Genomic DNA, 13,456 nt, shown 5'->3' on the forward strand with positions numbered 1-13,456 from the left:
AGGCTCAGGTGGATCAAAGATAAACTCTTATTCTTTGATTTCAGAGATTTTTTAAACTACCTGAAAAAAAGTGAGGGGGAGTATGTGAAATCCTAAATCTTTCGGAAAGTATACTATAGCTTTCTTCTTCTGATTGAAGCTTAAGTACTTTTTTACGAAATTGAACAGAGAATGTCATGTTTTTATTTTTTTGATTCATACTCTAACTCAATTCTCAACTCGTTTTCATGACTTTTTTATCCGATATTAGCTATATAATAACCATTTTGTATTGTTGTTATAGTGGTTCTAGTTTCTAGAGCAATCTGTTGAAGTGTAGAGAATGTTTTGCTAGAATAAGAAAATCGGAAAGATGGGCGAACGCTGTAACAGGTAATGTTAAAGAGGAAAGTCCGGGCTCCACAAAAACACAACGCCGAGTAACGCTCGGCCAAGGTAACTTGAGGGAAAGTGCCACAGAAAATATACCGCCGTTTATAAAGCGGTAAGGGTGAAATGGTGCGGTAAGAGCGCACCGCATTGGAAGTAATTCCACATGGCAGGGTAAACCCCGTTGGGAGCAAAGCCAAATAGGAGTGATAAAGTGTAGACTTGATGCTGTGTTTTTGAGCAACATCACTCGGGTAGGCTGCTAAAGTACTTTGGTAATAAAGTTACGTAGAGAAATGATCGCCAAGACAGAACCCGGCTTATAGTCTTTCCGTTTTTTAGTAGTGAAATTGCACAAACTATCTTTAGGTAACATTGGATATGCAAGAAATAAAGAAGAAACAAATATATTTTGGCGTCTATTTTGCTTTTTTTAACTCTTTGCTTATTTTTTCTTATTTTTTTAACTTCTGTAAGCTTATAGTCATTTAGCCTGAAGATGAGATTTGGAAGAATGCGGAAATAGCCTCGTAAAGTTTGTCAAATGTATTAGTTTGGCATTTAATTCATCGTTTCATATTGGCCAAGAATTTTTCAATTGGATTTAGATCAGGGGAATATGGAAGCAAAAAAATTATCTCACACCCAACAGATTCGATTAAATCTTTAGTTTTCTTTGATCGGTGAAAGGCAACAGTATCCATAACTACCCCCTGACCTGGCTTGAGCTCTTTTATTAAATGTTCCCCCCACATTTCGAATACCTTCGTAGTACTAGATCTATTAAATATCATCGGAGCTATCGATTTATTATTCACGAATATTGCTATAATATTTGTTCGCGCGTAATATTTACCACTTTTTTTTACCTATCAGTTTTTTACTTTTTTCGCCCCATCCTCTATCTTTACAAATCGTTAGCTTTATACCACTTTTATCACTATATACAAGGCTTTCAGTTGCTATGCCTTTTATAGCGTCTTGATAGTTACTTCGTTTTTTTTCGCGTGCTTTTAGATAGGCAAAGGCTTTTTTTATAGCTAACTCCTAGCTTTTTTAACCTTCCGTATACAGAACAAATACTTGCGTTAACTAGCTTTGCTATCTCAGCTCATTTCTTATCTCTATTGGCTTGAACGTAAAGCCTTAGCTTTTCTGGGGCTATTTTACTCTTACTCCCAACCGTGGGGTAGACCCAATTCTCCCTTCTTTTTTGTATCTTATCCACCCCCTACTTACGCTGCTTTTACTAACTTTAAATACTTTGGATGGCGTTTTTTGATCGTTAGCAAGTTGAATATATTCTATTACTTGCTCCCTTAGATCGAAGCTGTTTTGTTTCTTTGGCATTTTCTGTTAAAAATAGCACCACTCTGTCCCACTTTCAAGCTAAATACTATAGTTTTTCTTTCCGAACTTTCAAGCTTTTTTGGAAAACTTCTGTCTATAAGCTGATACATTAAATGGAAGCTAAAGGAAGAATTAATGCAATAAGTGTTTTGATTGGTGGCGCTGTAATCACAATCGGCTTAATTGAGGACACGGCCTATCTAAGTGTAGTTTTCTTAAAAAACATTTTTAACCAAATCACTTTTAACCAAACACACTTAGTGCTAATGGGGAAATGTTTCAATTTGAAGCCATGCGCTTTCCTTTTTTGAAAGGTAAGGACAAAGTGTGGTAAAAACTTGTTCGTGATAAGCATTCAACCAGGCTATTCGTTCTTGACCTAATATATTTTTTTGAATAAGACGCCGTTGAAAAGGAGCAAGACTCAAAACATTCCATTTTAACCACCCTGGGTGATCCTCTTTCACGTGAAAAAGATTTTCCAATCGAATTCCCCATAATCCTTGACGATAGTATCCTGGCTCATTAGAACATATCATATTGGGCTCTAGAACTATTTTACTTCCAGAGCTTAGCTGAATAGGCCCTTCATGAACGTTGGAAAATACCCCAACCCCGTGTCCTGTGGAATGGCCGTAATCTTTATGTGCCTTCCATAATACATTACGCGCTAAGGTGTCTAGCACTGATCCAAAAGTTCCTTTTGGGAAAATGGCCATGGCTACATCAATGTGAGCTTGTAAAACCTGAGTGTAATCTTCTTGATACAAAGAATCTGGAGAATTTGGCCCTAGCCACATTGAGCGAGTCATATCTGTTGTTCCCCAATGGTATTGCCCTCCTGCATCGATTAGATATGGGCCATTTTGGATATAAGTTTGATCGTGAGGTTTTGGAACGTAATGAATCATAGCTCCTGAAGGACCTGATGCGGATATTGTTGGAAAACTTGGGCCTTGATACGATGCAGATTTTTTTCGAAATTCTTCCAGCTGTAAAGCCGCGGAATATTCTGTATAGGTTCTTTCTATTTTCTGCGTTTCTAGCCAATATAAAAATCGCGTAAAAGCAACGCCTTCAAAAATATGTGCTTGGCGAGTGGCTTCTAATTCTTCATTCGTTTTAATGCACCGGGTTTTAGGAAGATCCCAAGACGATATTTTGTGCGTCTGGGGAAACCAACGCAAAAGCCCCAAAGGAGTCGTTTCTGGAATATAGTAAATTTTAGAAAATGTTTTTTTAACTGTGCTTTTCCAAACTTCCATCGGAAGTATCGTAACAGAGGAAGGGAATGATTTTTTTTTTATTACAGGGGAATCAACGCCAACCAACCAAAGAACTTCATTACACGCTTCTTCCCACCATCCCAAACCGTACCCTTGAAGCGTTGGAAGAAAGATGTTTTCTGTTGCAACACGGCACAAAAAAGATAAATCTTGAGAATTACATATCAAAACAGGGTGTTTGAACCACGATTTCCACAATTGAGGGGATCTTCCAAGAAAAGGAAGAGGGAAAACTGTTTGCTGAAAATTTGAAGGAAACGCAAGCAATTGCTCAAAAACGACTTTGCAAGGAAGGGATTCAGCACTAAACTTTTCTGCGTGCTTTTTAGATATTTGCCAAAGATCTATTACTAAAATCTTGCTATGGGTTTGAATATAGTCGTGTAAGGAACTTAGATTGTGCACAGAGGTGCGGTTTTTACATTCCTTTTCTGCCTGTATCAGATAGCGATCATCTGTAAACAAACACATACTATTTTGACTGACCCAAAGCTTTGCATAAGACCCGGTAAAACCACAAAGAGTGTATATCTCATGGGAAACCGGACGTTGAGTCTCAAAAAAACGATTGCTGTGAAAAATAAGAGCACTATCTGCCCCTAAAGCACAAATTTTTTTACGAATTAGTGATAGCATAGTACTGAAGAAACTCAAAAAGCATTCGTTCCGATCTCTATTTAATCTTGCCTTATTCTTTGTGTCCCTCAAGACTTAAAGGGTACCAAGAAGGATGGTTGGCACTGTGAGACACCCCATTGATAATAGTTGAAAGACGTCGCACGGTCACTCCTCCTGCGGGGTTTCCAAAGGCATGGGCAATATGAAGTACATAGGGAGCATTATCTCCATTTTTAGCAGCATAAACCAGACAGCGACTATTTGGTCCCCAAGCGGGCCTGTCAATAACAAGAGACTCAGCGATGGCTCTTTCTTGTCCTCCATTACAGTCTGAGACACACAAATAATGTCTTCCATTCATTCTTTTTACAAAGGCAATCCACTTTCCACAAGGAGACCAAGCAGGTGCAAAATACCTTCCGCTTCCCTTGCTGATGCATGTGGGAGAATTTCCAGAGTGAAGACCGCTTACAAATAACTTGGGAATTCCTCCAAAGCGATCTGATACAAACACCATCCTTTTCCCATCAGGAGAATAACTAGGAGAAACATCTATGTAAGAATTATTTGGATAAGTTAAAGGATAAATTTTCCCAGAATTTAAATTATATCCAAACAATGAAGCGCCATTTTCCCCTGAACAAGAAAAAATAACTTCGTTACCATCAGCAGAGATTCGTGTAGAGTTGAAGTTCCGAAGATATGGAAGACGAAACTCAGTTTTTTCTACAAAATTCATCACACCGATCTGCTTGTGTTGACCGTATCCTCGATCAATTAAATAGGTTACAATTGGACGATTTCTAGCGCAATGTGGTAAAAGAGCTCCCGTTTTGCTGGGGGAAGTAAGAAAAGAGCACTCTTTTCCGTCAACGCTTACCAGTGCAATACACTGTTTATTTTTTTTTGAATCTCTTGAATTGTGCGTTTCATAGGTGTATGCGATAACTGAATGAAAATACCCCGGTTCTCCAGTAAACTGCTTATAAATTGCATTGGCAACACGGTGAGCAAAAAGCCGCGAGTTGCTTCCTTTTTGGCGAACTATCTGCTTTCCTAAGCACCGCTTAGTAAGTGTGTTGAAAAAACTTAATCGACACACCTGCTGATCGTCTTCTTCCTTAAGCTGAGCTTGTACAAAAACAGAACCTGGAATGTGCGCCCAGCTTTGTAAACTTACTGTATCTACGTGTTCTTCAGATTCAGAGGAAGAGTTTTCCCCTATAACAGGTAAAATTCTAAAAAAACCAGAAAGTTTTAAATCATTTTCTATAATTTTTTGCACGTTGGATGCATTTCCTAGACCGGAAATACATACTGGAATGACGATACTAATCCCTTTTCGAACATTAAGATTTAGGGCGCTTTGGACTTTTGTTGCGCCAACAACGTGTAACAAGCTTAATAAACAAAGTATTTTTGAATTTAAGACAATCAACTGCTTCACTAACATTTCTTTTATATTTAAAGACACCCCTATATTTAACATTTTTTTTGTTCAAATGCAAATACTTTCATAATTTTTTTATATTAAAAATAAGTTTTTATTTCTATAATCAGTACATTTTTTATTTGTAGTTTTATTTTTTATAATTTTATTTTATGCTATAAACAAAAATTTCAAACATAAGATGAATAATAAAAGTAAATTAATTTTTATTTTCGTAATACTTTTAACAGGAAGCGAAAATTTGAATGGATACAGCAGGTTCGCTCATCGAAAAAATTATTTAAAAAAAAGAAGAGGAAGCTTTTCAACTTCTGAAAAACGCCTGTATCAAAAAGATTTTAATGCCAGTTCATCACTAGAAAAAAGATCTTTCAAAGAAGGGACTATAAAGATAGAAGAGGATAGAAAAAAGGAAGAAGCTTTAAAGATAGAAGAGGATAGAAAAAAAGAAGAAGCTTTAAAGATAGAAGAGGATAGAAAAAAGGAAGAAGCTTTAAAGATAGAAGAGGATAGAAAAAAGGGAGAAGCTTTAAAGATAGAAGAGGATAGAAAAAAGGAAGAAGCTCTAAAGATAGAAGAGGATAGAAAAAGGGAAGAAGCTCTAAAGATAGAAGAGGATAGAAAAAAGGAAGAAGCTCTAAAGATAGAAGAGGATAGAAAAAGGGAAGAAGCTCTAAAGATAGAAGAGGATAGAAAAAGGGAAAAAAAAAAAGAAAATCTAGGTTTTAAGCATATAATAAAAGATTTCCCAAAAGAAGAAGCGCAAATCATTGATCCAAAAAAGTCTTCTTCTGCAGAACATAACGCAATTCTGGAAAAAGAAACTGTACCAGGTTCTGAGAATTCTAAAACGGATTCCCAAAAAAAAGTAAGATTTCAAGAAGAAATACAAATCATTGATCCAAAAAAGTCTTATTCTGAAGAAAACATTGCAGTGAAAAAAATAAAAGAATTTTCTAAAAAATGTTTCTACGCGTTTCCTGATTTAAGAAAATGGGTTCCTCAGCCTGTAAAAAATTTTTCTCAAAATACTTCCTATCGTTATTTAAGCGGAGGAGGAAAAATAGCAGAAAATGTTCTAAATCTTTTTAAGATGTACGTAAAAGTTGCTCAAAACACTGTTTCTGATTTGAATAGTTTAGTAAGCACAGGAGGAAAACTTTCTATAAATGCAGCACTAGGAGGTCCTGGAGCTTTTTTCGGATCTGCAGTTTCTAGTCTTGCTTCCTACGCTATGAATGCTTCCAATCCATTACTTTCAATGGTTAACGTAGCACAATCTTTAGGGGCGCTGGATACGATTGCTAGAACATTTTTGTACGCATTTCAAATGTCTCAAAACTCTTTTGTTAATGTCGTATCAGATCTGGGCAGAAGCCTCTTTACTAAAGAAAAAGTCTTTCAAAATTTATTAAAATCCCCAGAAGTTTACAAATCTATTGTGGACGGATATGTTTTTGAAAAATTTTTTAAAGTTTTTATGAATGCATTGATAGGAATATTTTTAATTCATCATTTAACTACGCAGTATAGTGGAGAACATTCAAATGAATATATTCAGGCATTTCAAAACCTTGGCGAAGCAATAAAAGAGGTCGGAGTTGCGTTACCAGGAGTTTTATTAGAATTCACAAAAGGAGGCAAGTGGACCGACAAAGCTCATTTTTTGTACAAAGCATTGTTTAACAATGAAGTTGCGTTGAAAAAATTTCAAAAAAGTGTTTTACTTTTGCAAAACGCCTTGCTTCAGACAGCTCAAAAAATGGTAGACTTAGGATCGCAGAACTGGTCTAGTGGAAAATATGAAGCGGTGAAGGTTGTTAGCTCTTGGATTAAAACAGGTTTGTCCAATCTTTCTGTGGCGACTAATTTTCAGTCCAAGAAATTAGACGTGGAAATTGTTATTAATAAAACTTTACGTGATGCTCCAAAGAATCTTAAGGATATTATGTCGTGGGGATTTGAATTGGGAAAATCTTTATTTTATAAATAGAATTCAGAATTCTTCTGGTTAGGAATTTTCACGTAGTTCTTTGAAAAAATACAAGGATTTTTCTTTAAATTAAAAGGATCTATTAGATTTTATCTATAAAAAAATTTATTTTAATTAAATAACAAGGCGATGTGTGGGGGGGGGATTGTTAAATTTTCTGATAAATTAACTTTTATCATGTCAAAAATAAAATCTGTTTAAAGTACAAAAGGTATTGGACAAGTCTTATTCAGGCGCGGCTTTAATGCAAAAGATTTCAGGATATGGATGCCCCTTGGTACTGTTTTTCCCATGATTTTTTTATGTGATCTGAGATATACTATTTTAATTTTCGAGTGCAAATCGAGTGCAAAATAATCTGAATATGAATTTTTTCTTTTATATGTTTTTCATTGATACTTAAGGGATAACATGATCTTTTTAGTTAATAATTAATAACGTAAATTAACCTGCTTTCCGGCTGACTTTTATCTGGGAGGCGCCTCTCATGAGGAGTATTTGTTTTTACGAAATAGAAATCTTTTTCTAATAATTTTATTCAAATTTTAGTTCCTTTTTTTATACCTTGAATTTTTGATTGTTATTTACAAAACGTTGGGGAAATCGCTAGAAGTACTATAAACTTTTTGGTGATAGATTTAAATGAACGATGCGTAAAAGCAACAGTTAAAAAAAGATAAAAAAAAAGGCAAAACCCCTTTTGCTAATTAAGGTTGCTAATGGGATACTCTCGCATAGTAGAGGTTTTTCTTTTATTGGTTGAAAAGTTACCGTTTTTTGAGGAGCTGTAACTAAGTGCATAAAACGTAATTGTTTTAGAATCTTTTTTTTAAAAAGTCTTGTTTTTTTCTCAAAGTGGCTGCATAATCTCGGAAAGACGTGCTTTATTAGCTTTAGATTTTGAAGATTCTACCTATTATTTTCCTTTTGGGACTATGTTTTATTCAGGAAGCTTGGTCCACAGATTCTGCTAATCTTTCTTCCTCATCAGGGCAGGAAGCTTTTAAAGGCTTGAATTCCGAAAAATCAGCAGAGGGTCACTTAGAGTCTTATCAGGATAGTAGCCAGACTGGTGAAAAGATCGATCCTGAGATCAGTCCTTCTTCTATTCCTTCTAAAGTAGAAGCTGAAGGGGGAAGCGGTATCCAAGGCGATGGCGTAGTTCCTGAAGCATTAGAGCCTTTTCGGCCGGTAAAGCCTGAGGAAAAGATTCAAGATCTTCGAGAATCTTCTATCGATTCCGAGATGGATTCAAGGAAGGCGCTTCAAGAAAAAAAGGTTATAAAAGAAGTCAAGGTAGAGGGGATACATCGCGTAGATCGTCAAGCAATTTTAGATCATCTTCCAGACCAGTCTTATTGCACTCAAGAGGAATTGGATGTTTTTGTAAAAAATCTTTTTAATAGTGGTTTATTTAAAGAGGTTTTTGTTTCTTTAGAAAAAGAGATTCTTTTCGTAAAAGTTCAAGAAAATCCTTCTATAGCAGAGGTACGCTTTGAGGGAAACAGTCAGATTTCACGATCAGATTTAAAGGAAGACGCTACGTTAGAGCCTAGAGACATTTTTTCTAAGGAAGTTGTCGCTAACGAAGTTAAGCGTATTGTTCAGTTGTACAGTAACAAAGGGTATTACGCAGTAAAAGTACATCCTTTTATTCAGCGTTTAAAGCAAAATCGTGTAAACATTATTTTTAGGATTCAAGAGGGAAATCAAAGTTACAATAAAAAAATTCGTTTTTTGATTGATTCTAAATCTCCGAATTTTAGTGATCGCACTTTAAAAAACGTTATTACTAGTTTGGAAAGTCGTTGGTGGCGTATCTTAGGGGACCCTGCTGAGTGTTACGATAAAGCTCGAGTGGAGTACGATTGTGATTTGCTTCGTAAGCACTATTACAAGAACGGATATCTTGATGCTAGAGTTACAGCGCATACACAGTTAGCAAAAAACAGAGAGCATTTTTACATTACTTTTTGCGTTCATGAAGGTCATCAGTATTGTATTTCTAGTGTGAAAATAAAAAGTGAAATTAAGGATTTAGACTTAAAAGGATTGGAATCTCATATCACCTTGGGAAAAGGAGACATTTTTGATGCAGAAATGCCAGAAAGGGTATCTATTCGTATGGCACAAGAGCTTGAAAAACGGGGATTACCTTTTATAGAGGTGCGTCCTGTCATTGATAAAGATGAACAAAAAAAAGAGGTTTCTTTGTGTTTTGTGGCTCGAAAAGCTCCAATAGTATACGTTGGTAAGATTTTTATGAAAGGAAACTACGCAACCAACGATGAGGTTTTTCGACGTATTTTAAAACTTTCTGAAGGAGATCCTTTGAGTGTTAACAAGGTTAATAATTCCAAAGAACTTTTAGAAAATATGGATTTTTTTGAGTCTGTAGAAGTAAAGCCTATCTCTACCGGTCATCCTAATATTCAAGACGTTGTTGTGGAGGTTAAAGAAAAAGGAACGGGAGACGTAAAATTTTCTGGTGGATACAGTACGCAAGATGGAATAATTGGACAAATTGGGTTGGAAGAGCGAAACTTGTTAGGACGTGCGCTATACGGAAACTTGAATTGTATGGTTGCTCAGCACGGTATGGATTTTCGTGTTGGTGTTGCTAATCCGTTTTGTTTCGGTCGTAATCTGACGTTGGGTGGAGCACTATTTTACAATCGTTTTCGTAGTACGACAAAAGGAAATTTTTCAGGACAAGGGGCATACAAGCAAAGTGCAGGGGGAGGAGATGTCTATGCGCGGTACCCTTTATCTTCAAGGCTTTCTCAGTCTTGGGGGTACAGTGTGCACGCAGATCATATTAGCCATTTTTCTCCTTACATGTCTCCGTACATCCTTGAGAATATGTGGAAAAGGTATAATGTACTAAACGCTTCTTTAGAGCACAAGTTGGATTACGCAAGGGCCAACGTTGAAAATGGAGAATACGTCAGCGGGACAGGAGTTCAATGGAGTACAATATTTCATGGTGTGGGGGGAGAAATCAAGTGTTTAAAAAATATCGTTATGGCCAGTCATTATATTCCCCTTAATGATGAAAAAACATTTCTTTTGAAATTTGAGGTACAAGGCGGCTTTATTAACAGAATGGGATATATGCGTTTTTCAGATCAATTTACTTTGGGATTATTTTCGTTTCCAGGATTTCGTTTCTCAGGCTTAGGTCCAAGAGACGAGCGTACAGGAGATGCATTGTTTGCAAAGTGCTATTACACCGCTTCGGTAAAACTTTATTGGGGATTAGATTTTTTGGGAATTCCTAAAGAAACACCTTTGAAAGCTGTAGCGTTTGCTTATACAGGTTCTTTGTGGAATTCAATTTTTGGAAAACGAGATAATTACGCATATATCTTAAGTCAAGGCTTTCAAAATCGTGCTTCTTATGGAGTTGGCTTGATGTGGATGTTGCCTATGGTAGGTAATATTGGATTTTTATTTTCAAAACCTTTTCAGCTTCAAAGGTGGGATCAGACACAAACTTTCTTGTTTGTGTGGGGCCAGTCGTTCTAAAACAAAAAGTTTTTTGCGTTCAGTCTTTTTGGAAATGGTATTGATCTAAATTCGCCTTGTAAAGGGGGGGGAGATAAAAGATAAGTGGAGCTTTTTTTCGCAAAAAGTAGTAGTAGCGAACTCCAAAGCATTCAGTTTGTAAGAAAATAAATTTTTACTAAACTTAGGGAGAAAAACAGGCAGTACAAGAAATGTCGTATGATGAAGACAGAAGGTATAGGTTCTATCAAGGGAAAAATTCTCAATATTATATTAAACTTATTAAGTCTCATGATGTTGAGGTTTGTGAAAAAAGCAATGAAGTGTTACCAAACCTTTGAGTATATGCTAATTCGAGATCAAGGGGTAAGAAAATACAGATCTCGCACACGCCACATAAAACAGCTGTAATAAGTTAACTTTTTCCTAGTATTTAAGTTATGAACTATTTTATTAGATTTTTACTTAAGAATTCTTTCCATTAAAACCTAAGAAAAGCTTAAATTTTCATAAGTTTCTGAACGATTTCAAGTTGGCATTAATTTTGTTGTAAGTAGAGTAAAAAATAGAGCCCCAATAAACCAGAAATCAACCTTCTATAAGATACTCAGGGTTTTCCAGGTTTCGTGCCCATATGAGTGAGCAAAACGTCTAAATGTCAGTGCAAATAGGATTGTATGTTCTTAGAAAATTAAGAGTTACCTATAAAAACTCCTTGAATTATCCAAAAATAGACGCAGAAAAACGATCTGCATTTTCGAAAGAATACGAGTCGGCTAGACTGTTCTATTATTTTTATTAATGAAAGCAGATTTTTTAATGACATACCAAGAACTCATGATTGGGGACAAAGGACAGAAACCAACGTAATTGGTGCAGTCTTAAATGGGAGAGCTTCTTATTATAGCTAAATCAGTATAAAAAGATTACGAAAAATGGAATTGAAATAAGTGATCAATTGAACAAGTTAATGTTCTTCTTATAAGTGTGGCTTGGACCCGTTTTTTCTTAATAGGATTGAGATCAGGGGAATATGAAGGCAAGTAAAGCAAACTATGGCATCTTCTCGCATCTTTTGCAGATCTTTCCCTTATGGAAAGCGGCATTATCCATAACACTACCGCTTTCTTTTGGAAGGTTTAGTAATAAAATCTGCTGCATCCAAAATGTACCCCCCTTTGTACGCCAGATATCAACCCAATTTCAATTATAGCTTTACCAATTAAAGCGCCTATGGGATTTGTTCTTCCCCAGTCATGAGAGCCAGAGTACCCATGCGTTCTTGGCATATCATGAGCAAAACCACGTTCATCACTACACTGTAACCTATCTGCTTATCTTCCTTTTTCAATTCTTCAATTTTTTGGCAAAACGTAGACTTTTTCTCTGGATCGGGTGATTAAGAGTTTTTTTATATGTCTCTCCTAAACGTTGTTTTGCATATCTTATACCAGAAGTGCTGACTTCTAACCTCTTAGCCCTTTCGTAGCACCTGTCTGGAAATTCTTCTATATCTCTTTGTCTAATTTTGTCCATGGTTTATTCCTTTTGTTGACTCCTTCAAGAGTTTTGCTCCATCTTGCTACTGCTGATTTAGATATGCAAAATCTAGCGGCTACTTTTTCAAATGATACCCCGCGCTTTATTTTTAATACTTTTTTTAGAAAATCTAATGAATATTTCATAAATTTAATTATATAATTTATTATTTAATTATAACTCTATCCAGCCCCATAGTCATGTTCTTTTTATGATGTTTTAGCTATATTTCGGGAAAACCGAATATTGTGTGCTTAAATTGGCTTTTTGTACTGGTATAATTCTTTAATTTTTTTGATTTTTGAGAACATTTTGAAATTATAGTAATTTAGGTTGAATTAGGTATGATTTTTTTGTTAAAATAAAAGGAAAATGACAAAGAGCTACAGCAACGATTTAAGACAAAGGGGAATAAAATATTTAGATGAGGGGGCAGGTATATTGAAGCATCGCACCTATTTAAAACAAGTATATCAGCGATAGGAAGTTGGTATAGAAAATTGGCATAGAAAATACAGATAAGAAGGCAGGTATTTTCCTAAGAAGCTTGGTGGCTCAGAAAAAAAGATTGACTTAGAAAAGCTTGAAAAGCAAGTCAAAGAAACCCAAGATATGACCTTGAAAAAAGCTGCTCAAGAATTTGGGGTACACTCAGTTACTGGTTAAAAAGATTAGGCTATACCTTAAAAAAAATATTTTTCGTGCGTGGAAGCAAACAAATAAAAGTGAAGTTAGTATAAATAATCGATCAAAAAATCGGAGAAGGAGAGGGTAAAAATGGAGATTTTGGGGGTAAAATGGTGAAATTGGAGAAAGTGAGATACGGGTCTCACGGTAAACGAAAACAACCTTGGAAAGCTCGAAAATACTGGGGTTCCTGGATTGCTTCACTGCGTTCGTAATGACGGTGAGAAAAGTTCTCTATAAAAAATCTGGCGGAGAAAGAGGGATTCGAACCCTCGATACGCTATTAACGTATACACGATTTCCAATCGTGCGCCTTCAACCACTCGGCCATCTCTCCAAACTCTTCCTTTATGGTGACAAAAAAAAACAAAAAAGTCAACCCTTTTTTGTTAAGTTTTCTGCATAACAGTTGTTCTGCGTAGATTCATTCATTGCAAAATTTATATTTTTAAGTATGCTTCTTAGTGTTTAAGCGCTAAACGTTTGCATTTGTTTAATCAAACAATCGTAATATACACTCATGCTGAATGAAATTGTTTACAAGTTTAATAATTTTTCTTATGCAAAGACTTCTGACAGAAGAAGATCGTGTTGCGTTAAGAACGCAGCATCGGAAAGAAAAGAACCGACGCGTAGAAGATAGGAGTAAGGAAGTTT

At 35.7% G+C, this 13,456-nt stretch carries 7 protein-coding genes, 1 tRNA gene, 1 other RNA gene and 1 pseudogene; 4 read left to right on the forward strand and 6 right to left on the reverse strand.

What is annotated here, in order from left to right; all coding sequences use genetic code 11:
- Positions 1-344: 344 nt before the first annotated feature.
- An RNA gene (gene rnpB / locus K737_RS06815) (RNase P RNA component class A) lies at positions 345-708 on the forward strand.
- Between the two features lie 227 nt (positions 709-935).
- On the opposite strand, the pseudogene K737_RS11930 reads toward rnpB, so the two are convergent.
- The 4 genes and pseudogenes from K737_RS11930 to K737_RS02720 all read right to left on the reverse strand — a co-directional run.
- Positions 936-1,205 (reverse strand): annotated as a pseudogene (locus K737_RS11930) (transposase); the annotation flags it as partial.
- A 325-nt stretch (positions 1,206-1,530) separates the two neighbouring features.
- Positions 1,531-1,719: an IS630 transposase-related protein gene (locus K737_RS11935; protein ID WP_006296216.1), complete on the reverse strand. Its 189-nt coding sequence runs from the start codon at positions 1,717-1,719 to the stop codon at positions 1,531-1,533.
- Between the two features lie 263 nt (positions 1,720-1,982).
- The gene (locus K737_RS06805; protein ID WP_006296217.1) at positions 1,983-3,641 is read right to left on the reverse strand and encodes a M24 family metallopeptidase; all 1,659 of its coding nucleotides are present in this window, start codon (positions 3,639-3,641) and stop codon (positions 1,983-1,985) included.
- Between the two features lie 52 nt (positions 3,642-3,693).
- On the reverse strand, positions 3,694-5,112 hold the full coding sequence (locus tag K737_RS02720; RefSeq protein WP_006296218.1) for a PD40 domain-containing protein: 1,419 nt from the start codon (positions 5,110-5,112) through the stop codon (positions 3,694-3,696).
- Positions 5,113-5,254: 142 nt separating this feature from the next.
- On the opposite strand from K737_RS02720, the gene K737_RS06810 reads away from it, so the two are divergent.
- Positions 5,255-7,066, forward strand: a complete 1,812-nt coding sequence (locus K737_RS06810; protein WP_023491980.1) for a hypothetical protein — start codon at positions 5,255-5,257, stop codon at positions 7,064-7,066.
- Positions 7,067-7,993: 927 nt separating this feature from the next.
- The gene (bamA, locus tag K737_RS02730) at positions 7,994-10,594 is read left to right on the forward strand and encodes an outer membrane protein assembly factor BamA (RefSeq protein ID WP_024161396.1); all 2,601 of its coding nucleotides are present in this window, start codon (positions 7,994-7,996) and stop codon (positions 10,592-10,594) included.
- A gap of 1,326 nt (positions 10,595-11,920) precedes the next feature.
- Here bamA and K737_RS10515 read toward each other — a convergent pair.
- A complete protein-coding gene (locus K737_RS10515; RefSeq protein ID WP_006297868.1) occupies positions 11,921-12,109 on the reverse strand; it encodes a hypothetical protein in 189 nt (62 codons plus the stop codon).
- Positions 12,110-12,679: 570 nt separating this feature from the next.
- On the opposite strand from K737_RS10515, the gene K737_RS11070 reads away from it, so the two are divergent.
- Complete coding sequence (locus tag K737_RS11070) at positions 12,680-12,778, forward strand: IS630 transposase-related protein (protein ID WP_075260330.1); 99 nt, start codon at positions 12,680-12,682, stop codon at positions 12,776-12,778.
- 267 nt (positions 12,779-13,045) lie between these two features.
- On the opposite strand, the gene K737_RS02745 is transcribed toward K737_RS11070, so the two are convergent.
- Positions 13,046-13,136, reverse strand: a tRNA-Ser gene (locus tag K737_RS02745).
- Positions 13,137-13,456: the final 320 nt, after the last annotated feature.

This window comes from Holospora undulata HU1 (assembly GCF_000388175.3).
Classification (GTDB): domain Bacteria; phylum Pseudomonadota; class Alphaproteobacteria; order Holosporales; family Holosporaceae; genus Holospora; species Holospora undulata_A.